Annotated in this window: 17 protein-coding genes, 1 tRNA gene and 4 pseudogenes; 1 reads left to right on the forward strand and 21 read right to left on the reverse strand. The window is 61.7% G+C overall.

Annotation, left to right across the window (positions count from 1 at the left end; all coding sequences use genetic code 11):
• Positions 1-243: 243 nt before the first annotated feature.
• The 3 genes from ACZXDY_RS05630 to ACZXDY_RS05640 form a co-directional block, all read right to left on the reverse strand.
• The gene (locus tag ACZXDY_RS05630) at positions 244-1,191 is read right to left on the reverse strand and encodes an IS630 family transposase (RefSeq protein WP_464344807.1); all 948 of its coding nucleotides are present in this window, start codon (positions 1,189-1,191) and stop codon (positions 244-246) included.
• Between the two features lie 818 nt (positions 1,192-2,009).
• Positions 2,010-2,183 carry a hypothetical protein gene (locus ACZXDY_RS05635; RefSeq protein WP_464344808.1) on the reverse strand — a complete coding sequence of 58 codons (174 nt, stop codon included), beginning with the start codon at positions 2,181-2,183 and terminating at the stop codon, positions 2,010-2,012.
• Between the two features lie 744 nt (positions 2,184-2,927).
• Positions 2,928-3,668 carry an integrase core domain-containing protein gene (locus tag ACZXDY_RS05640; RefSeq protein WP_464344898.1) on the reverse strand — a complete coding sequence of 247 codons (741 nt, stop codon included), beginning with the start codon at positions 3,666-3,668 and terminating at the stop codon, positions 2,928-2,930.
• Positions 3,669-3,994: 326 nt separating this feature from the next.
• Between ACZXDY_RS05640 and ACZXDY_RS05645 the strand changes: the two are divergent.
• Positions 3,995-4,204 (forward strand): annotated as a pseudogene (locus tag ACZXDY_RS05645) (LysR family transcriptional regulator); the annotation flags it as partial.
• On the opposite strand, the pseudogene ACZXDY_RS05650 reads toward ACZXDY_RS05645, so the two are convergent.
• From ACZXDY_RS05650 to ACZXDY_RS05735, 18 genes and pseudogenes are all read right to left on the reverse strand, one after another.
• Positions 4,183-4,427, reverse strand: a pseudogene (locus ACZXDY_RS05650) (DUF2274 domain-containing protein). The pseudogenes ACZXDY_RS05645 and ACZXDY_RS05650 overlap by 22 nt on opposite strands.
• 3 nt (positions 4,428-4,430) lie before the next feature.
• A pseudogene (locus ACZXDY_RS05655) lies at positions 4,431-5,642 on the reverse strand (TraB/TrbI/VirB10 family type IV secretion system protein).
• Positions 5,639-6,162: pseudogene (trbG, locus tag ACZXDY_RS05660) on the reverse strand (P-type conjugative transfer protein TrbG); the annotation flags it as partial. The pseudogenes ACZXDY_RS05655 and trbG, both read right to left, overlap by 4 nt.
• Before the next feature lie 378 nt (positions 6,163-6,540).
• Positions 6,541-6,616 (reverse strand) — tRNA-Lys (locus tag ACZXDY_RS05665).
• Positions 6,617-6,785: 169 nt separating this feature from the next.
• The gene (locus tag ACZXDY_RS05670) at positions 6,786-7,322 is read right to left on the reverse strand and encodes a Spy/CpxP family protein refolding chaperone (protein ID WP_464344809.1); all 537 of its coding nucleotides are present in this window, start codon (positions 7,320-7,322) and stop codon (positions 6,786-6,788) included.
• A gap of 113 nt (positions 7,323-7,435) precedes the next feature.
• On the reverse strand, positions 7,436-8,761 hold the full coding sequence (locus ACZXDY_RS05675; protein ID WP_028161828.1) for a TRAP transporter large permease: 1,326 nt from the start codon (positions 8,759-8,761) through the stop codon (positions 7,436-7,438).
• Entirely contained in the window at positions 8,758-9,333 is a 576-nt protein-coding gene (locus ACZXDY_RS05680) for a TRAP transporter small permease (protein ID WP_035689066.1), read from the reverse strand. The genes ACZXDY_RS05675 and ACZXDY_RS05680 overlap by 4 nt, the downstream gene beginning before the upstream one ends.
• Positions 9,334-9,480: 147 nt before the next feature.
• Positions 9,481-10,482, reverse strand: a complete 1,002-nt coding sequence (locus ACZXDY_RS05685) for a TRAP transporter substrate-binding protein (RefSeq protein ID WP_464344810.1) — start codon at positions 10,480-10,482, stop codon at positions 9,481-9,483.
• 1,331 nt (positions 10,483-11,813) lie between these two features.
• Entirely contained in the window at positions 11,814-12,452 is a 639-nt protein-coding gene (locus ACZXDY_RS05690) for a lytic transglycosylase domain-containing protein (RefSeq protein WP_464344811.1), read from the reverse strand.
• Positions 12,453-12,601: 149 nt separating this feature from the next.
• Positions 12,602-13,075: a hypothetical protein gene (locus tag ACZXDY_RS05695; RefSeq protein ID WP_464344812.1), complete on the reverse strand. Its 474-nt coding sequence runs from the start codon at positions 13,073-13,075 to the stop codon at positions 12,602-12,604.
• Positions 13,076-13,335: 260 nt separating this feature from the next.
• The gene (locus tag ACZXDY_RS05700) at positions 13,336-15,276 is read right to left on the reverse strand and encodes an adenylate/guanylate cyclase domain-containing protein (RefSeq protein WP_464344813.1); all 1,941 of its coding nucleotides are present in this window, start codon (positions 15,274-15,276) and stop codon (positions 13,336-13,338) included.
• 350 nt (positions 15,277-15,626) lie between these two features.
• Positions 15,627-17,186, reverse strand: coding sequence for a 2-isopropylmalate synthase (locus ACZXDY_RS05705; protein WP_464344814.1), 1,560 nt, complete (start codon positions 17,184-17,186; stop codon positions 15,627-15,629).
• Positions 17,187-17,295: 109 nt separating this feature from the next.
• On the reverse strand, positions 17,296-17,418 hold the full coding sequence (locus tag ACZXDY_RS05710) for a hypothetical protein (protein WP_283806980.1): 123 nt from the start codon (positions 17,416-17,418) through the stop codon (positions 17,296-17,298).
• Between the two features lie 285 nt (positions 17,419-17,703).
• On the reverse strand, positions 17,704-18,651 hold the full coding sequence (locus tag ACZXDY_RS05715) for a polyphosphate kinase 2 family protein (protein ID WP_464344815.1): 948 nt from the start codon (positions 18,649-18,651) through the stop codon (positions 17,704-17,706).
• A gap of 10 nt (positions 18,652-18,661) precedes the next feature.
• Entirely contained in the window at positions 18,662-19,363 is a 702-nt protein-coding gene (locus tag ACZXDY_RS05720; protein ID WP_464344816.1) for an NUDIX hydrolase, read from the reverse strand.
• Positions 19,364-19,373: 10 nt separating this feature from the next.
• Positions 19,374-20,399 (reverse strand): ABC transporter substrate-binding protein, encoded by a 1,026-nt coding sequence (locus ACZXDY_RS05725; RefSeq protein ID WP_464344817.1) that lies wholly within the window; start codon positions 20,397-20,399, stop codon positions 19,374-19,376.
• A 63-nt stretch (positions 20,400-20,462) separates the two neighbouring features.
• Positions 20,463-21,251, reverse strand: a complete 789-nt coding sequence (locus tag ACZXDY_RS05730) for an ABC transporter permease (protein WP_464344818.1) — start codon at positions 21,249-21,251, stop codon at positions 20,463-20,465.
• Positions 21,251-22,075, reverse strand: a complete 825-nt coding sequence (locus ACZXDY_RS05735) for an ABC transporter ATP-binding protein (protein WP_464344899.1) — start codon at positions 22,073-22,075, stop codon at positions 21,251-21,253. Before ACZXDY_RS05735 ends, ACZXDY_RS05730 begins: the two co-directional genes overlap by 1 nt.
• Positions 22,076-22,081: the final 6 nt, after the last annotated feature.

Genomic DNA, 22,081 nt, shown 5'->3' on the forward strand with positions numbered 1-22,081 from the left:
CAAGCGGAAGCGGCCGCGATTGCCAGACCAAGCAACCATCGTTTACGCAACCATCGCTGGACGTCCCGCCAGACCGAGCCGGAAATTGGACGCGCCGGAGGGGGAAGGGCGAAAGAGACCCTATTTTCCTTGGTCGCGGGGGAGCGTTACCGCCTTTCCCCACACTCGACCAACTTGCGCTACCTTCTTCAAGCATCCGCTTGAGCGGCGCGCAAACGACTCTAGCGAAGGTTCTAGAGCGTTTCACGTTTTGATAGAAGCGTATCCGGCGTTTCCGAAGTAGTTGCTGCATTCGTTGGGGTGGATGGTTGTGACGAGGCCGCCGATATGGCGGCAAATGTCGTCGATGGTGCGCTTCTGGGCGGAGCGCATCCGGTGCTTGATCTTGGCGAAGGTCTGTTCGATCGGATTGAGGTCGGGGGAATATGGCGGCAGGTACCAGAGCCTTGCGCCGGCGGCTTTAATCAAGCTGCGCAGGGCAGCAGACTTGTGGCTGCCGAGATTGTCCATGATGACGATATCGCCCGGCTGAAGCTGCGGGACGAGAACCTGCTGAACATAGGCGCGGAAGCATTCTCCGTTGATTGGGCCGTCGAACAGGCAAGGTGCAGTGAGGCGGTCGCAGCGCAAGGCGCCAAGGAATGTCAACGTCTTCCAATGACCGTGTGGCGTGAAACTCCGCACCCGCTGGCCTTTTGGCCCCCATCCGCGCAGTGGGGCCATGTTGGTCTTGATCCAGGTCTCGTCGATAAAGACCAGGCGTCGGGGATCGAGCTTGGCCTGCCATGAACGCCAGCGCTGGCGTCTACGCGCGATGTCGGAGCGGGCTCGCTCGAGAGCGAGCAGCGTTTTTTTGAACCTCAGCCCTTCGCGGCGTAGAAACAGCCAAACGGCATTGTGGGAGACCTTGATCCCGCGCGCGGCGAGTTCGTCCTTGAGGGCGTGAAGCGTCAAATGCGGCGTCTGGCTGATCCGTTCCTTGATGAAGGCGCGATGCGGCTCGAGGACGGGCTTGCGATGACCGCCCATCTTGCCGGGCGCCACCGAGCCGGTCGCTCGATAACATTGCGACCACTTCACCACTGACGACACCGCAACCCCAAACCGCACTGCCACCGAGCGGCAGCTCTCACCCTTCGCAACAGCCGCTACCGCACGCTTGCGCAGATCATTGGAAATTGGTCGCACCATCGGATGCTGGCCTCCAGCCCAGCCAGCATCTTGAATCATACTCGCTCCAGATCCGGAATCCCTTCCGATTCAATAAATCCGTGAACCGCTCTAAGCGCGCAGCGCAAATCTTGGAAGGCCGCGACCTTCGGTATCGGCGGTGAGCAACCAATATCGCAGAAGCTCGAATGGGAGCGCGCTTGCGGCGGCCTAGTCGTAAGGCGGCGTGCGATTCACATGTGTTCTCGGGCACCCCCGCGCCACCTCCTATGTGAAGACACTGCCAAGCATCGTCTCGCCGTTCCGAGCCGCACATGAGCAAGCGATGCGATCTAGAGTGAGCTGATGAGCCTTCGCCTCTGAAAGGCATCCAAATTTCTATATGGGATGCCTCGCGTCCAGATCTTGCGAGGGGCGCGTGCCTCCGGTATTCGCGGCGTCTCTCATCACAAGGGCCCCAGTTTTTGCAGAATGCTGTTACCAGTATTGGCCGTTCCGACTACGTCGTTGCCGCACGTGTTGCGGAAAATCGTTGTTTGCGTAGAAAAATCGTAGCTCGTGGCAGCGGGGGTCCGCCACGTCGCTAAACCCACTATTTCGGAAGCCCTGTTTTCCTACCGGAGGGTAGCTTAACTCGCGAGGCGGCGCGTCGAAAGACCGACAAGAGCCGCCGTTCCTGCACTATTCATCGCCGCTCGAGATAGTTCGCTCATGGGTCCGAATCCCGGACGCGTAGCTACAGATACCAACATTCGCTGATGGCAGCCATTTGAGCAGCGGACGCTTGGCGCCGCCAAGTAGCCCGCGCGCGAGTGCCGACACCCAGCTGGGATATTAGGTCATCGCTGCTTTCGCCGGCGAGGCCGTGCATCTCTTGCTGACAGCGGCTCAAGAATGACCTGCTTGAGATCATCTCCGGAAATCACGACGATCGAGAAGCTTAGCCCGCCATTATCGTTCACCAGTCCTCCGCTGATCGCCTTTTCCGATGCACTTTTCTCGGCAACAAGCACCGCATCAATGATCTCTTAGCGAACGCGCTTGAATGCAGCAAGGTCGCGTCTGTACCCCTTGTCGAGCTCGCTGAGGGGCGTTCCGATTGTCTGACCTAAAACGGTCGCCCGCGTTTGCGTCTATGGCATCTTCCCAGAGGCGATCACTTTGGAGCGTTTTCACAAGATAGGCGGGAACGCCTTTATCCTGATCAAATGAGATGTCCACCACTCTCCCACCGGGATGAAGCCTTTGCGCTGCAATTAGTGCTTCGCCGAGAGATGCTCTCGAAGCGCGAAATGCCGCGAGTTCATCCTTCAGATCTTGCACTCTGATGCTGCTGCAGAGCTGCGGATGAGCTTTAGCGGGCACAGAGATCTGCTGATTGGGGGCGGCGGCGCAGGCCTGCTGTGCAGGTGCACTGTGGACCACCAATGCTACTGCAAGCCCGCACGCTCTGAGAATCGCCTTCCAATGAGCGACGGCACTCAAGCTGTTTGACGTTCGAGCACGAAATTCGCCAAGGCTGAACACTTACGCACTCATCGACCTACTTCTTGCCTTCGAAGACGGCACGGCACGCTGGACTGAGCTTTGATACTTTGCGCTGGAGACAAGCTGTAATTGTGTCGCGATTTGGGATGAACTCGGCGCACAAACGAAACACGTCCGGCTTGCAGGCGTTGCGCTGCGCCGACGTGCCGTCCTGGGCGTGCCCAACGCCAGCCCCTAGCATGATCGAAACGGCCTGTGCCTACCGCAAATCAAACGCGAGCATATCGGTGATGCAGTCCACCCAGGATCGGACGGCACAGAATGCGTCCTGCTGCCTCGGCGGAACGTGACATCGGCGCGTCCTTGTTCAAGGATAGGTGAGTGCGCGTGCCATTATAGCAATGGGCGTAAGATTTCAGAATGCGGCGCAGATGCACCTCGCCCAGGACAATGATATGGTCTAGAGATTCCCGCCGAATCGATCCGATCAGCCGTTCGGCGAAGCCATTCTGCCAAGGTGAAGCCGGTGCAATCGGTTTGTCTCGAATGCCCATGGCGCGCAATCGCCGTGTGACGACGGCGCCATAGATCCGATCGCGATCACGGATCATATAACCAGGAGCCCCATCCCAAGGAAAAGCCTCGGTGATCTGGTGTGCGATCCATTCCGCCGTGGGGTTGGTTGTGACGTTGATCCAGATCAGCTCTCGACGGTCAATCCGTACGATCACGAAGCCGTACAGCGGTTTGAAGCCAATGGTCGGGACCACGAACAGATCCATGGCGGCAATGTCCGGAGCGTGGTTTCGCAGAAAGGCCTGCCATCCCTGATGTGGCGGCCCACGCCGCTTGACCATGTACTTCGCGACACTTGACTGTGCGACTTGAAACCCGAGCTTGAGCAGTTCACCGTGAATACGTGGTGCGCCCCAGAGCGGATTGTCGCCCTCATCCGCCGGATCAACGCGCGGAGCTCCGTGTCGATCTTCGGTCGCCCTCCCCGTGCGCACGACTTCCAACGCCAGTAGCAGCGAAAGCCGGCACGATGCCACCGCACAAGCGTCTCGGGCCGGATGATGGTAAGAACTTTCAGGATTGATGGAAACCAGCGATACAGCTGGATAAAGAACCAGCGATCATAGTTCGTGAGCCGGACGCGACCATGCAGCCTACGCCTCAAGACCATCAACTGATGTCGAAGCCGCACCGCGTTCTCGGCTTCAAGCCGCAACTTCGACTTGAATGGCGAGGCCAGGGCGGAAAGAACGAAGCAAAACAGCCCGATCATTCCGCCAACTTAGGCGATTCCATCACGTCATCAACTCGAATGAGGTTTTCGGTACACACAATGGGCCTGGGCGTCAGTCTGGTGATGGAATCGGATATCGGCGCAAGTTTCGCTGGTCTGGTGTACCGGGAGTTGCACGATGAAAGGGGGCCAAGCCGGGTGGACTTTTACGCGCATTGGCGCGGCGACAATGAGAATCCGGCTCTGAAGCGTTTCCTCAGGCTCTTGGCAGAACGCTATCCCTCACCTCCGCCGGCTCTCGGAGTGCGACCGGCTCGTCTCGCCTTTGCAAATCCACGGTCCGTGGCCATGAAACGCGCCACCATAGGCGCGATTAGCCTCGCCGGATCGATGGGCTGCCCACTTTCGCGTGTCAAAGCCTCTGCGTAGGCAACCAGGTCGCGATGAACTGATGCTGGAAGCTCGTGCTGACCTTGACCGGCTTATCGTCTGGCAGCACTCCTATTCTCAGCTTGGGCATTCCCTATCCTCCGTAAGGCACAAGTACGAGGTCGCGATTGACGAGAATGCGGACTGGGAAACCAGGTCGCACGGTTAGCGTGGGCTGGATATTGAGACTGCGCCGAACCGCCTGCTGTCCGGTCTGGTTCAGTGAATCCGAGGCGCCGTGCCGCAATGCCTGGATGATTGCGCTGTCGTTGCTGTTGGTGTCCGAGCCAGCCCCCAGTTCGGTCCCGACAGCCAGAAACATCGAAAGAGCCGCAGCCTTGAATAGCTCACCCCAGTGATTGTCGACCTGGTCTTCGAGGCCTGCATACCCAGCGCTGTCAGCGCCTGGCTATCTCTCGAGAACGATAGAACGTCCATTCGGCGTGATCAGGCGCGTCCAGACGAGCAGGACACGGGACTGGCCGAAAGTAACCTGGCTATCGTAGATCCCGATCAGACGCGCTCCCTGAGGCACGAGCAGAAAGCGGCCGGTCGGCGTGTCAAAGACATTCTCGGTTACCTGGGCGGTGATTTGGCCTGGCAGGTCCGATCGGATCCCGGTAATCAGCGCCCCTGGAATCACCGTCCCAGCCTGCACGATGTATGGTGAAGCCGGCTTGGTGACGCGGTCAGGGCTGACCGTGCGATGGTCCACAGAGGCGTTCACGAAGGCAAGCTTTCGGTCCTGGCCGTTCTGCGTAAATCCGTCGACCCCAGTGCTCGTTGCGTTCGGTGAGACGACGCGATAGCTTCCAACAGCTGCAGCAGCGGGCGGACGCATTTCTCCTCCACTGGTTGCAGCGAACAGATGGCTGATGCGGGCTGCCTCGGTCTCTTGATCCCGGCGCTGCTGGTCCGGATCAGCTCCGGTCGTTAGCGACTGGCCCTGAGCGGCAAGGATCAGTCGGCCGAGATCCCCGGGGAGCGGCGGACCAAGGTGCGGGATTGCCTGTTGTGGAACGCCAGCATAGTCCTTCGGCAGGGCCGTAATGCTGTCGGCAACATTGTGATGGTCGGTGCTGTAAAGCTCATCGGCCGCCTAATTTCGGGGGCGGTCGTTTTGCAGCGACCACAGCACCGCTCCGCCAATGACAAGCAGGGCAAACGCGCTCCCGCCGGCCAAGACCTTCCGCGACAATCTTGTCACGCGTGGATGCTCTGCTCTCAGGCGGAAGTTTTGAGACTGCTCGTCTCGGGTCTGTTGCGGTATCGCTTGATCGTGATCGTTTCCATTTTGGGTATTCATGACGACGGCCTCCCGTCGGTCCTGACAATCCTCACCTTCTGCTGGTGCTCACCGCCGAGCCGGAGCTCGGCGGCCGCAAACAACCGATCGACGATCAACACGTTGCCGTAGGCGCGATAGTTGACGAGTTCGGTCTTGCCATCACAGCCGATGACAAAGAGCGGTGGCATCTCGCCTTGCACGATGCCTTGCGGGAATTCGACATAGACCTTGCGGCCATCGTCATATGCGGCGAGCGGCCGCCAAGGAGGACTGTCCCCTTCGATGGCATAGCGGGAGAGATACGTTGCGCCGGATCCGGAAGAAAGGGTTTCAGCGCGACTGCACGGGAACGGTCACGTACTGTTTCCGGATAGTACCAAGCGACGGATGGCATGTATGGCCGCTCGCGGGAGCGGAGCTCGATCAGGTAGGTGCGCCGGTCGGTATTGACGACGAGGTTGGTCTCGATCGATGCGCGGGTCGGCTTGACGAGGATATGGACGCGGCGCGCGCCGCCGCTCCCGCTCTCGGTATCCCCCTGAAATCGCTGCGATTACCGGACACTCGATGGCCACGGTGCAGCAGATACTCGATGCACACTACCTTGGCGGGCGTGTTGAACTTGCGGAGTCAGCAATCAAGAAGCTTAGCGTGGTCTACGATTAGGAGCAGAAATAGGATTTGGGGATGTGGATGGATTCCAGGTGAAAGCGTTCACCGGTCGCCAAGGCTACTGTGAGAGAGCGCTCCACGCCGCCGGAGACGAGATAGCGGCTGCGGTAACGCGCAGCCATCCCGCCATGCGTCGAGCAGATCGGCGGTGCCCATGAGCACGGAAACCGAACAAAAACTCCCAACTGACCTCCCAACCGAAAGGTCCGTTCTGCGCGAGGTCTGGCCAAGTCTTTGAAAAGCTTGGTGGGCGCACCAGGGCTCGAACCTGGGACCCGCTGATTAAGAGTCAGCTGCTCTACCAACTGAGCTATGCGCCCGGAACGGGTCCGGAAGACCTCGTTGCGAGGGCCGTCGTTTAGCAAAGCGCCCCCGCGATGTCCAGCAAGCTGGATGAGGTTTTCCCGTGCTTTGGTGGGCCGCCCGGGAACATGAAAAACCGCCGGATTCCGGCGGTTTTCCCGATGGTTAGGTCACCAACCGGCGGGGTCAGAGCCGGCCGGAGCCGTCGCGGTCACCCCGATCGTCGCGGTCAAAGCCGCGGTCGAAGCGGTGGCGGCGCCAGCCTTCACCCCCAAAGCGGCGGTCCATGTGGGTCAGGAGGGTGAGCCGGCGCTTCTGATTGTCGTCCAGCGTCTTGTAGAGCGGATCGGCGGCGTCTGCGATCTTCTTCAGCGCGGTGGCGCTGGCTGCCATGTTGTCGGCGCGCTCGCGGAGCCGGGCAACCAGATCCGGCTTCTGCTGCGCATCCGCGTTCTTCTCCGCCTCCATCCGCGCATTGGCCCGGTCGACCCGAAGCTTGGCGAAATCGCGCACCGCGGCCTCGACCGGCGGCCACAGCTTCTCCTGGTCGGCGGTGAGCTTCAGCCCGGCATGAACCGCGGCGATCCGTGCATCGAGGAAGGCCGCGCGGTCCTCCGGGTTCATCTGCATTTGGCCATGCATCCACGGACGATGCTGGGCGTAGGCGACGGTGGAGCCGGCGATGGCGAGCGCCGCGGCGCCGGCGAGCAGAACTTTCTTCATGCGAACCTCCTTTGAAGGTTGCCTGAAGATGAGACCGCCCTGCCCGCCCCGCAACTTACAGTTTGGACAGGGAGCGTTCCCTTACCAAGATGTAATCCGCCATCGTTAAGCGTTCACAACATGCCGAGCGCACGCGGCAGCCACAGCGAGATCTCGGGAACGTAGGTGACGATGCCGAGGAAGATCAGCATGGTCAAAAGCCACGGCCACACCGCGATCGTCAGTTCCGTGATGCCCATCTTGGCGATGCCGGACGCGACATAGAGGTTGAGGCCGACAGGCGGATGGCACATGCCGACCTCCATGTTGACCACCATCAGGATGCCCAAATGCACCGGATGGATGCCGAGCTTGACCGCCACCGGAAACAGGATCGGCGCCATGATCAGCACGATCGAGGACGCCTCCATTACATTGCCGGCGAGCAGCAGCAGCAGGTTGACCACCAGCAGGAACATGATCCAGTCGACGCCCGCTCCGGTGATCCACGCCGCGATCTGCTGCGGGATGTTCTCGTTCGCCATCAGGAAGGAGAACAGAACGGCATTGGTGATGATGTAGAGGATCATCGCGCTCATGTTAGCCGAGCCGAGCAGCACCCTGGGCACGTCCTTCAGCGACATATCGCGATAGACGAAGACCGCGATGACGAAGGCGTACACCGCGCTGACGGCGGCGGCCTCCGTTGGCGTGAACATCCCGGCGTAGATGCCGCCGAGCACGATCACGATCAGCAGCAATCCCCAGACGCAGCGACGGAACGCGGTGAACCGCTCCGCCCAGCTTGCGCGCGGCAGCCGCGGATAGTCGTTGCGCCAGGCGCGATAGAATGTCGTCATCCCCAATAGCGCGGCGAGCATCAAGCCGGGGATCACACCGGCGATGAACATCTGCCCGACGGACGCAGAGGAGACGCGATGGCCGGCCGGATCGAGCGCGATGCTGCCGCCGGTCGCCACGCAATAGATCACCATCACGATCGACGGCGGGATCAGGATGCCAAGCGCGCCGGAAGTCGTGATCACGCCCGCGCCGAAGCGCTTCGGAAATCCATGGCTCACCATCGCCGGCATCATGATCGAGCCGATCGCGATCACGGTCGCCGGTGACGAGCCCGACACCGCCGCAAACAGCGCGCAGGCCATGACGCCGGCGAGCCCCAGCCCGCCATACCAATGTCCGACCATCGCGGTCGCAAAAGCGATCATGCGGCGGGCGACGCCGCCATGGGTCAGGAAATTGCCAGCCAGGATGAAGAACGGGATCGCCATGATCTCGAAATTGTCGATGCCCGTGAACAATTTCAGCGCCACCGATTCCGTCGGCACGTTGGTCATGGTGAAGATGAAGGTGAGCACGGTCAGACCGAGCGCGATCGAGATCGGCATGCCCGTCAGCATCAGGACAATCAGCAGGCCGAAGATGAAGAGGCTCGTCATCGCGTCACCTCGCCGGCACCGATCGCGGGCGCATCGACCTCGACGCCCTCGACGCGGGCATGATCGTGATGCGGAAGTTCACCGGTGCGGAAATAAGCCCAGGCAACCTGCAGGAAGCGGAAGCACATCAAATAGGAACCGAGCGGAATGCAGAGATAGACGAACCAGCTCGGTATCTCGAGATCAGGCGAGACCTGGTCGGTCTGCATCAGGCCGTAGACGAACTTTGCGCCCATGGTGCCGATCACGGCAGTGAAGAAGGCGCCGCAGAGCAGACCGAACAGCACCACGATGTTGCGCCACGGCGATCTGAGCTGGTTGACGACGACGTCGACGCCGACATGGATGCCGGTGCGCACGCCATAGGCCGCGCCGAACTTCGCCATCCACACGAACATGTAGATGCATAATTCCTGCGCCCAGGACAGGTTGATCGGGAACAGGATCGGATAAAGCAAGGGAATGCCGATCAGATAGCGATGGCACACCGCCACGAAGATGATGAGAGTCGCGGCCGCCATCAGCGTCGCGATCAATATCTCCTCCAGCCGGTCGAGGATGCGGAGCAGTATCAATGTTCCCCCCGTCTACAGTGAATTCGTCATGGTGGGCTAAGGCGCGAAAGGCGTCTTCGCGCAGGCCGCCCGGGCATCCACAAAGACGTGGATGGCCGGGTCAAGCCCGGCCATGACGGAAGAGTACGCCCCAATCAACACGTCTCAGTTCGTCGCCCCCTTGGTCTCCTTGACGAATTCGTCGATCAAGCCCTGGCCGACGCGCTTGGCGACGTCCTTGTAGACCGGCTCCATCGCCTTGCGCATCGCCGCATCCTGCTCCGGCGTCAGCGCGATGATCTCGCTCTTGCCGGTCTTCTTCATCTCGGCGAGCGCGTCGTCGTTCTCCTTCTGCGACTGGCCGTTGCCGTAGGCGGTGGCTTCCTTCATCGCCTTGTCGCACTGCTCGCGGATGTCGGGCGGCAGGCCCTCCCAGAACTTCTTGTTCACGACCACGATGTAGCCGATATAGCCGTGATTGGTGGTGGTGATGTACTTCTGCACCTCGTGCATTTTCTGGGTGTAGATGTTCGACCAGGTATTCTCCTGGCCGTCGACCACGCCGGTCTGCAGTGCCTGGTAGACCTCGGAGAACGCCATCACCTGGGGGATCGCGCCGAGGCTTCGGAACTGCGCCTCCAGCACCTTGGACGACTGGATTCGGAACTTCAGGCCCTTGTAGTCCGCCGGCTCGATCAGCTTCTTGTTGGCGCTCATCTGCTTGAAGCCGTTGTCCCAGTAAGCGAGACCGATCATGCCCTTCGGCTCGAGCAATTTCAGAAGTTTCGCGCCAAGCGGACCGTCGGTGACTTTGCGCAGCGTGGCGAGGTCGGGAAGGATGTAGGGCAGATCGAACACCTCGAACTCCTTGACCCCGATCGGGCCGAACTTGGAGTTCGACGGCGCCAGCATCTGGACCGCGCCGAGTTGCAGGGCCTCGAGTTCTTCCTTGTCTTTGTAAAGCTGCGAGTTCGGGTAGACCTCAACCTTCACCTTGCCATTGGTGGATTTCTCGGCGAGTTCCTTGAACTTCTCGGCCGCCTGCCCCTTCGGCGTGTTGGTTGCAACGACGTGACTGAACTTGATGACGATCGGATCGTCCGCCGCCGCCGGCCCGGCAAAAGCAATCGCCACGACCGATGCCGCAGCCAACATCCACTTACGCATGGTTCCTCCCGCTTCATTGCGGGGCGCGCCAATCACCCGCCCCAAGTTCTTGTATGCCACCAATACAGAGAAGCCGGCCAAATTGCCATTGCCCGTTAGCAGGGGCCCGATGATGGGCGCATGCTGCGCCGCAAAAATGCGACGTTCTGTCCGGCATGCGCTCATTGGCCATCGTGCTGTCGCGTCTTGCCCACCGTCGTCCGTCGAAAGACGGTCGTAGGATGGGTAGAGCGCAGCGAAACCCATCGCGATGAAGCAAGCCTCACGAATGATGGGTTTCGCTTCGCTCTACCCATCTTACGATTTCACCGAACCTCGCATCGGTGTCGTCCCCGCGAAGGCGGGGACCCATAACCACAGGGAGTTGTTGTGGCGCGAGCAAGCGGCTGCAGCGGAGCACATCACATCTGCCTGTGGTTATGGGTCCCGGGTCAAGCCCGGGACGACGAGAGGAGAGATCACGATTCAAATTTCAAACAGCAGAGAGGATGTGAGTCGGCATTCTCGCGGCATGTATTGCCCGAGCTTTGCGTCTCGTTTCACCCTCTCATTGAACAGAGGGCGCAGGGAAAGCCGGGTGCTGGTTGCACCCGTGGGTCCCGTGCAACAAAAAGCACGGGGGTAGGACCACAGGTTCAACCGAAGCATTCCGGCTTTCCCTGCGCGATGGTGTTACGGTTTCCTTCGTGCTCTCCCCGGTGACCGGGCTTTTTTGCCACCGTCATCTCTCGCGCGAACGTGTTCACGCGAAAAACTTAGCGCCAGCGTCGGGGCGCCAGGACCACACGACTTCGCCGTCCGCGTTACCTGCGCTCGTCAGTCGCACGCATCGCGTCCACCGCATCTCACCGCAACGTTCGTGACGATCGCGACCCGCCCCTCATCCGCCGTGAGACGCGCGGAGTTAAATCACTGATTTGCCCGACGGCGAAAGCGGAATGTTTTTCGCGCGAGGGCTGGACGGGGCAAATCACGTTGATTGGCTTAAGGAAAATCGCGCGAACGATACGACGCCGTCATGCTCGGGCAAAAGCGCGAAGCGCGTCTTCGCGCAGATGTCCCGGGCATCCACGTCCTTTGCCTCCGTGCGCGGGAGAGAACGTGGATGGCCGGGTCAAGCCCGGCCATGACGGAGGAGAGGATTGCGCAATGCGTCCCTCAGTCATTCCGGGGCGATGCGATAGCATCGAGCTATGATGTGCAATTGCACATCAGAGAATCCATTTTGCCGCTTGCGTAAGTGGGCAAATGGATTCCGGGTTCGCGACTTCGTCGCGCCCCGGAATGACAGCGGTAGGTGTTTGGAGGCCGAGCGCCGTTTTATTCAAGTCTCACGAGCGCCCGGGTGAACCACTCACTGCCATCTTGCGATCGGCCCAAAGCTTGAGATCGCCCACCGTCAACATCTTCAGGAACGGATTGGCGGTGACCAGCTTCTCGCGGGTGGTGCGGCCTGTCACGTCGGCGGCGGCCATCAGCGAAGCCGCGTCGGCGTTTTCTGCTGCGGTCAGCAACGCCACCGCACCTGCCGGTCCGGCGAAATGCACGAGGTAGAGAGAACCCGGCGTGATCGGCAGGCCCCGCTTGCTCAGCATTGCGGCATTTCGCTCGATCGTGCGTGCGGTGATTTCCCGGGCAAGCCCGGTATCCCGACGCAGCTCCAGCACTTCCTTGTCACTGCGTCCCTGGACCAGATCGCGTCGGTGTCTTCGAACGGCTTCAAGCCAGGTGTCGTCGAGAAACTGAGCGGCTCCGGTCGCGCTCGAGCGTTTGTTCTTCGCATTCGCATCGCCGTTTGATTCAGCCGTGATGATGCGCTCGACCAGCGCCCTGATCGCGGCCTGGTCGATCGGTTCGTCCCTCAACGGAACGTCGCGAAACAACAACAGGCTTGCCGTGACCGCGAATGCGATCGCGACCGCCAGCAGGATGGCAATGGCTTCCACTGACCACCACTGCCGCGCCGGCACGATGGTCCGACGTTCATCCGGATCAGGCGGCCTGATTTCGTCAGCACGGCCTTCCGGCTTCGACATGGGCATGGACGTAGGCATGGATCTGAGCATGGGGCGCCGCGGCCCGGTATCAGCCACCCCTTCGAAGGCAAAGGATTGTTGCGCTAGGTTTGACATCCCAGTGGCAGGCTCAATGCTTTGAACAGCCCGTCGAAGGCGCCGGGCTGACAGGACTTGGCCTCGACAGTTGGTTTCGAACGCGTGGTCTTTGCCGTCTCTTTGGCAATCTCGTGCTTGGACAGTTGCTTGGGTCGAGGTTTCGGCAGCACGACAACGGGTTTTGCGGCTGGGACCGCGCGCGCAGGCGGCTCAACGATCGGCGCGGGTTCCGGCGCCGCCGCGGCGGATTGAACCGGCGGCGCGATTGGTTCGGGCGAGAATATCTGCTGAGCCGATGCCTGCTGTTGCGCGTGCGGGATTTCGAGCCGATCTGCTGCGGTCAGCGTATCGCCAGGGGCGGCGAAGCTCAGGGTTGCCTGAGCAAGCTCCGTCGCGACAGACTTTGTCGCGCGCGGCGGAGTCTGGATCTCCATCACCGCAAGCGTACCGAGGCCAACAAGGATGAGAGCCGCCCTCATCTGATCTCGCGCTTTCCGAACGAAAGTCCTCGATCACGCCGGGTAGGAATGGGTCCCGAGAATGCAAGTGCAATTGCTAGGGTCCAATGAGGCGGCTTGGCGGCGGACGTGAACCCAGCCGGGACCTTGATCGGAAAAGATCTGGAGTAGGGTTAACGCAGGTCTGGGAGGTAGCCTGTTGGAACAATGGCCTGCCACAAAGAATAAAGATCCCTTAACTTGCGGTGAGGGTCGTCACGCAAGGATCGCAGCCATACCTCTCACTCCGGCAGGCCCGCTTTGCGCAAACCCTCGGCAATGCGCTGAAACTCGGCAAGGAAGGTGACATTGTCGGACCACCCGTTCCCATCCTGCAACCAAAGGGCAACAGTGTAATTCGGCCTGAGCCGACGGAGCTCGGTGACGGCAGCTCGAGCTTCGCGCTCGTGTCCAGTCAGCGCACTGGCGGCAGCGAGGTCTGCATAGGCAATCCAGAGGGCGCTCACCGCGATGGAGCGGCGGCACCAATCAATCGCCTCTTCATATTGCCCGAGATGGCTGTGCGCATGACAGATGTAGAAGTACCACGTGCTCAGCAGCGGATCACGGGGGCTGAGTTGAATTGCCATTTGAAGCGGAGCAAAGGCCTCCGCGGAACGCCCGACGCGGATCTTGGCGGCACCGAGCGCACCATGGGCCGGGGCGAGGCTGGGATTGATTGCGATTGCCTCTTCGTACTCACTGACGGCGGACTCGACGTTCCGACCTCTGGCCCGCAGGATTTCTCCCTTTACAAAATGTGCCATTGCGTCACTGGGAAACTTTGACAGGACCTGCCCCACAGCGTTCTCGGCACGTTGCAGTTGGTCCGCCGGCGCATTGCTCCAGCGATAGTTGACCTCCATGGCCAGAGCATCTGCCAGACCCACCAACGCCTTGGGGAAGCCGAAATCGATCTGAAGCGCGCGCTCGAAAAGGGTGCGAGACTGCGCCAACTGCTCGCGCGAATAGGGTTGATTCAGCACAGCCCACCCCCGCATCGTGAGATCGACTGCGTCCGGCCTGTTCGGTCGCGCAAGCTCCGCGTCGCGGCTTTCCTGGTTAATCAGTTCAAGATCAAACCGCCGGGCCAGCCGTCCGGTGATGATGTCCTGAAGTTGCATCGACTTTGACCAGTCGCCGTCGACGCGCTCCGACCAGACCTCGGCGCCGGTCCGGGCATCGATCAGCCGGGCATGGATTCGAACCATCGTCTCGGTCCTGCGCAGGCTGCCGTCGAGAACATAACGAACGCCAAGTTCGCGGCCAGCGCGCTTTGGGTCGACGTTCTTGTAGGCGCGGGCTGTGTTGGGTGCGATCACGAAACTGTCCTGGATCCGTGAGAGATCGGCGCTCAGATCGTCAGTGAGGGCTTCCGCAAAGTAATCCTGCTCGGGCTCGTTGCTTAAATTTGTGAATGGCAGCACGACAATGGACAAGCGATGCTCCTGCGGCTGCGGCTCGCCTCGCCGAAGATACCAATAAGCCGCACCGCCGCTGGTCATGAGAAGGACCAGTGCTGTCATCAGAGCCGCTCGAACGTGCCGTGCACCAAGCATCCGCCGCAGGCGTAACGGAAAGACAGCAATCGGAGACGAAACCATCGGCGGCGTGTCGGAGAGCGGCGACGAACACGGTGAGCTCGTCGCTGGATCGCTCGGCCGTATTCGATAGACGCGCACGGGCCGAGCGATATTCTTGAGCTGCTGCTCGCCGGTGTCCTCCAATGGAATGTCGAACTTGCCCCGCGCATCCTCCTGCACGCGGGCGGACACACAGATGCCTCCAGGCTCGGCGAGCGTTTGCAAGCGTGCAGCCACGTTGACCCCATCACCGAAGATGTCGCCTCTCTCGATGACGATATCTCCCTGATGAATACCGATCCGGAACTCGATGCGCTTGTCTTGGGGTAGCCCGGCATTTCGCTCAGCAACGCACCGTTGGACCTCAACAGCGCAGCGGAGTGCGTCGATTACGCTTGCGAACTCGGCCAGCAGGCCGTCCCCGGTGGTCTTCACGACCCGGCCACGATGCTTAGCAATCTTGGGGGCCACAAGCTCACGGTGGAGGAGCTTGAAGTGGGCAAGGGTGCCCTCCTCGTCGGCGCCGACCAGACGGCTATAACCCGCGACGTCTGTAGCCAGGATCGCCGCGAGTCTTCGTCGGACTCGCTCCCGCTCCACGCCTAGTCCTCCTCAGGAGGTACCTGGTGGAGATTACCACAAGTTCCCGGCCGCGGGATATCGGCTTATGCGCCGCGCATTTTCGGTTCTGAATTCTGTCATTCCGGGGCGATGCCACCGGGTCCGCGCGAAGCGCGGCCCGATGACAGGCTCCGCATCGAGCCCGGAATCCATTCCTCCGCCTGCGCTTGAGGCCCGATGGATTCTCTGATGTGCAATTGCACATCATAGCTCGCGCTGACGCGCGCCCCGGAATGACGGCGGTGGGCGTGGCGGAAGGGATGGCGGACTACGCCTTGCGCATTCGCTCTTCGAGCGAAGACGCAAAGCTAATCCGCCCTACGATTCTCTTAGCCCGCAACCGCCGCCGGGATGTCGCGCTGGCGCTTCATGACAATCTTGTTGAGGGCGCCGAGATAGGCCTTCGCCGAGGCCACCAGCGTGTCCGGGTCGGCGGCGCGGGCGGTCATGGAGCGGCCGTCGTGGGCAAGGCGCACCGAGACTTCGGCTTGCGCGTCGGTGCCTTCGGTCACCGCGTGCACCTGGTAGAGCTCCAGCTTGGCGTCGTGCGGCACCAGGCGCTTGATGCAGTTGAAGACGGCATCGACCGGGCCGTTGCCCTCGGCTTCCTCGATCCGGGTCTGGCCGTCGACATCCAGCTTCATGGTCGCGCGCTGCGGGCCATGGGTGCCGGCGATCACGGTCAGCGAGGTCAGCTTGATACGGTCGTGGGCGGCCGCGATCTCCTCGTCGAGCAGCGCCTCGATGTCCTCGTCGTAGATGTCCTTCTTGCGGTCGGCCAGCGCCTTCATCCGCGCGAACGCATCCTCGAGCTGGTTCGGGCCCAACTTATAGCCCATCTCCTCCAGCTTGTGGACGAAGGCATGGCGGCCGGAGTGCTTGCCGAGCACCAGCGACGACTGCTTCAGGCCGACCATCTCGGGCCGCATGATCTCGTAGGTGGAGGCGTCCTTCAGCACACCGTCCTGGTGGATGCCGCTCTCATGCGCGAACGCGTTACGGCCGACGATGGCCTTGTTGTACTGCACCGGGAACGAGGTCGCCGCCGACACCAGCTTGGAGGCGCGCGTCAGTTGCGTGGTGTCGATCCTGTTCCAGTACGGAAACTTGTCGTTGCGTACATTGATCGCCATCACGATCTCTTCGAGCGCCGCGTTGCCGGCGCGCTCGCCGATGCCGTTGACGGTGCATTCGACCTGGCGCGCACCGCCGACGATGCCGGCCAGCGAGTTGGCCACCGCCATGCCGAGATCGTTATGGCAGTGGACCGAGAAGATCGCCTTGTCGGAGTTCGGCACCCGCTCGATCAGCGTGCGCATGAAGTGGGTGTACTCGTCGGGCGTCGTATAGCCGACGGTGTCGGGGATGTTCACCGTGGTGGCGCCGGCCTTGATGACGACTTCGACGATGCGGCAGAGGAAATCCATCTCGCTGCGGGTGCCGTCCTCGGCCGACCATTCGACATCGTCGATCTGGTTGCGGGCGCGGCTGACATTGGCGATCGAGGTCTCGATCACCTGCTCCGGCGTCATGTTCAGCTTGACCCGCATGTGCAGCGGCGAGGTCGCGATGACAGTGTGGACGCGGCCGCGCCTGGCAAATTTCACCGCTTCCGCGCAGCGGTCGATGTCCTTCGGATGGGCGCGGGACAGGCCGGCGATGACGGCATTCTTGGAGCGGCGAGCGATCTCGCTGACCGCCTGGAAGTCGCCCTCCGAGGTGATGGGGAAGCCGGCCTCGATGACGTCGACGCCCATATCGTCGAGCAGTTCGGCGACCTCGAGCTTTTCCTCGAAGGTCATGGTGGCGCCGGGGCACTGCTCGCCGTCACGCAGCGTGGTGTCGAAAATGATTACGCGGTCCTTCTCGGACTTGTTGGCGGTGGTCATCTGCAAAGTTCCTTTGGGTCGATCGCGCTATCTTATCACTGAGCGCTAAAGGGTTTCTGTCGTTCTCACGCAACCCCTGAGTGCCCAGGCGCAACCGCCCAGACGGCCCTCAGGGGCCGATAAGAAGCAGAAGCCCGCCAAGAAGGAGGGTCGGCAGCGACGCAGCCGGAATCGCGGGGGCGACCTGCGCCGTTCCCGTCAGAATTCCATCGATTTCGCTGCGAATCAGCATTGCCAGTACCCTTTGGAGGCCCAAATCCTCGGTCAAAACCATTGATGGTTGGTTGCCGAGGCCACCTCCGCGGGCCGTTTCTAGACGAAGAGAGCGGCCGGCCGCAACGGTAAAAAGATGGTCAGTGGGGCTGACCTAAATGCCCGGGCTCCGCCGCCACGCGGCTTCGTAGCCGTCAAGCCATCGTACTCCGTCATGCCCGGCCTTGTGCCGGGCATCCACGTTCTTTGCTGCCACGGCAAGGACGTGGATGGCCGGGACAAGCCCGGCCATGACGGCTGAGACCTACTTCGCCCTGTTTCCTGCCTTCGCCTTCTTCCCCGCCCCGCCCTTGCCTTCCGCCAGCAGGGCGTCGCGGACGCGCTTGAATTCGCTGCGCTCGGACTCGTCGACCTTCGGGAAATGCAGATCGAGCTTCTCGAGTGCGCTGACGATGGTGGAGCCGATCACCACGCGGGCGAACCATTTGTGGTCGGCCGGCACGACATGCCAGGGCGCGGCGCGGGTTGCGGTGTGGCGGATCATGTCCTGGTAGGCGGCCATATAGCGCGGCCACAGCGCGCGCTCAGTGATGTCGGCCATCGAGAACTTCCAGTTCTTCGACGGCTCCTCCAGCCGCTCCAGGAAGCGCGCGCGCTGTTCCTGCCGGGAGACGTTGAGGAAGAACTTCAGGACCACGATGCCGTTGCGCGAGAGGTAGCGCTCGATCGCCGAGATGTCCTCGAAGCGTTCGCGCCAGATGTTCTTGGTCACCAGCCGCGGCGGAATCTTCTGCTTGGCGAGGATTTCGGAATGCACGCGCACCACCAGGCATTCCTCATAATAGGAGCGGTTGAAGATGCCGATGCGGCCGCGCTCTGGCAACGCGATCATCGAACGCCACATGAAATCGTGGTCGAGCTCCTTGGACGACGGCTCCTTGAACGAGGTGACCTCGCAGCCCTGCGGATTGACGCCCTCGAACACACTCTTGATTGCGGAATCCTTGCCCGCGGCATCCATACCCTGGAAGATCAGAAGCAGCGACCAGCGGTCCTGGGCGTAGAGCTTCTCCTGGAAATCGTTCAGCCGCCTGCGATTGGCCTCGATGATCTCTTCACCCGCTGCCTTGTCGATGCCGCCCTTCTCATTGGTCTTGAGCGATTTGAGGTGAAACTGCTCCGACCCGTCGATGCGGAACGGTGACACAAAAGGTTTCAGCTCGTCAGCCAGCAGCTTCGATTTCTTGCCCATGGGCCCTTTCTTACCTGCTCAGATGCATCTCGATGAAAGCGGTGACGAAGCGCGGCATCGCGGCAGTGAGGTCGCTAAAATCCCGCACCAGATGGATCGCCGCCAATTCGGGGTCTTCCTGCGAGGCGAGATTGTTTTCGATCCGCGCGCGCAAGGCATCGCCGGACATGTCGACATACAGGATCCGCATCATGGCGATGGCGACGCCGGTGAAGACGCAATCCCAATGCGCATCCGGACGATAGTCGGCAGCGGTGAGCCCCGTCTCCTCCTCCACCTCGCGTGCGACGCTGCTGGCAATATCGAGCGTCTCGCCCCTGATGTCATCGAGATCAGGCGTGCCCGACGGGAAGTAGACCCGTCCGGGGTTGGAGGTGTGATGACCCATTTCGCCAAGCACGAACGCGCCGTCGCTTGCCAGCAGCGCGCCCATGCCAAAGCCGTTGAACACGCCCCTATCGGGAAAGCCCCAGTCGCGCCAGGCGAGGAAGCTCGCAAAATCGGTCTCGAAATAGCTCGCGCTCAGGCGCTCGCCTTCGAACGTGGCACTGCGGCCCAGCAGAACACGGCCGTTCCAGAGGTTTGGCCGCTCGCGCTGCGCCTCGGCGAAATGCGCATCGATCTCGGCGCGGCGTTCTTGTGCGAACGGCCACGCCCATGGCTGCACCTGGAGATCGAGCGCGGTAACGCGATGAATGGAAGGTGGCGTCATTGACGAGGGCTTACTTCGCACCCTGCCCTGTGGTCTTCGCCTGCTCGACCAGTCGGTTGGTGTAGGTCTTGCTGACGTCGATATTGGCCTTGGCGACTTCCGGCGAACCCTCGCTGAACACCGCCAGCACCGCGTCGGCGCCCTTCGGATCCATCTTGCCGGTCTCCGAATACATCGGGATCGTGTTCTTCAGCGCGGCGAGATAGAGCGCCTTGTTCTTGCCGACGATCTCGTCGGGCATCTTGGCCATGATGTCTTCCGCCGAATGCGAATGGATCCAGGCGAGCGTGGCAAGGATCGCGTTGGTGAGCGCCTGCGCTTCCTTCTCATGCGACTTGACCCAGGCCGCGGTCGAATAGAGCGCGCCGCCCGGATATTCGCCGCCGAACACCGCGAGCGTATCGTGCTGGGTGCGGGTATCGCTCAGGATCTTCAGGTCGGCATGGCTGCCCTGCAGCACGGTGACGGAGGGATCGAGCATCACGGCGGCATCGATCTGGCCCTGCTCCATCGCCGCGACCGCCGTCGCGCCCAGGCCGACGCCGATCACGGAGGCGCTGGTGGGATCAAGCCCGTTCTTCTTGAGCAGATATTTCAGGAAGAAATCAGTCGAGGAGCCGGGCGCGCTGACGCCGATCTTCTTGCCGGCGAGATCCTTGATCGAATTGATCTCTGAGGTGTGCTTGGGCGACACCACCAGCACCAGGCCGGGATAGCGGTCATAGACCACGAAAGCCTGCAATTCCTGCCGCTTGGCGGCGAGATTGACGCAGTGATCGAAATAGCCCGAGACGACGTCGGCGCTGCCGCCGAGCACGGCTTTCAGCGCATCCGAACCGCCCTTGAGATCGACCAGCTCGACCGCAAGCCCCGCCTTCTCATATTCGCCGAGCTGCTTGGCCAGCACCGTCGGCAGATAGCACAGGCAGGCGCCGCCGCCGACCGCGATCGTGACCTTGCTTTGCGCTGCGGCAAGAGTTGACGTCAGCACCAGCGCCAGCAGCGCGCCGGTGAGGCGGGCGAACAGTTTCCTCATGATTGTCTCCGTTCCGTCGGGTGCAGGATAAAGCAGCAGGCGGGCATTGAGAAGGCGGCAGGGTTATCCCCTACCCTCTGCCGCCGTCGGTCGCCAGACCAGCAGGCGTCGTTCGACCAGCGTCACGGCCATGTCGATCAGGATCACGAAGGCCGACAGCACGAACATGCCCGCGAAGACGCCGGCGACGTCGAACACGCCCTCGGCCTGCTGGATCAGATAGCCGAGGCCGGCAGCGGCGCCGAGATATTCGCCGACGACGGCGCCGACCACCGCAAAGCCGACGGACGTATGCAGCGAGGAGAACATCCACGACAGCGCCGACGGCCAATATACATGCCGCATCAATTGCCGCTCGCTCATGCCGAGCATGCGGCCATTGTCGAGCACGGTTGTGCTCACTTCCTTGACGCCCTGATAGACGTTGAAGAACACGATGAAGAAAACGAGGGTGACGCCGAGCGCGACCTTGGACCAGATGCCGAGGCCGAACCATAGCGCGAAGATCGGCGCCAGCACGACGCGCGGCAGAGCGTTCGTCATCTTCACGTAAGGATCGAATACCGCGGCGACGCGCGGCTGGCGCGCGAACCAGAAGCCGACCAGAACGCCGAGGGACGAGCCGATCACGAAAGCGAGGATCGATTCCCACAGCGTGATCGCTAGATGCTTCCAGATCACGCCGGTCGAGAACCATTTGACGATCTGATCGAAGACGTCGATGGGATTGGAGAAGAAGAACGGCGGCAGCAGGATGCGGCCGAACAGCGGGACTGTGGTAAAGACCTGCCACAGCGCCAGCGCGACGACGGCGACCAGGACCTGGCAGAGCAGGAGCGCAGCGCGGGACATCACTCGGCTCCCGCAGCTTGCGATGATTGCGCGTAACCCTTCATCACCTCTTCCTTCAGCACGCCCCAGATTTCGCGATGCAGTTCGTGAAACTGCTTGTCCAGCCGCACCTCGAAGATGTCGCGCGGGCGCGGCAGCTCCACGCGCCAGTCGCCGATGATGCGCGAGGAAGGGCCGGCCGACATGATGACGACGCGGTCGGCGAGCGCGATCGCCTCCTCCAGGTCATGGGTGACGAACAGCACCGCCTTGCGGTCGGCAGTCCAGAGTTCGAGCAGCAGATTGCCCATCACCTGCCGGGTCTGGGCATCGAGCGGGCCGAACGGCTCGTCCATCAGGAGGATCTTTGGATCGCGGATCAGCACCTGCGCAAGGCCGACGCGCTTGCGCTGGCCGCCCGAGAGCATGTGCGGATAGCGGTTTGCGAATGCGCCAAGCCCGACCGAGGTCAGCCAGGCCTGCGCCTGTTCCAGCGCCTTCGCCCGCGGCGTGCCCTTGATCTCGAGCCCGATCGCGACATTGTCGATCGCGGTCTTCCAGGGGAATAGCGAATCGGCCTGGAACAGGTAGCCGGCGTCGCGGTTCAATCCTGTGAGCGGCTGGTCGAAGATCCTGACCGCGCCCGCGGCCGGCTTGAGCAGGCCGGCGGCCACGTTCAGCAAGGTCGACTTGCCGCAGCCGGTGGGACCTACTATCGCGACGAATTCGCCATGGGCGACCGCAAGGCGCGCCTTCTCGACCGCGGTATAGACGCGGGCATCGGCGAGGCGAAACGCCACCGTCGCGTCCTGAAGCGCCACCGCTGTTGGCCTGGCCGTGTCCACCACGTT

This window comes from Bradyrhizobium sp. LeoB3 (assembly GCF_055456055.1).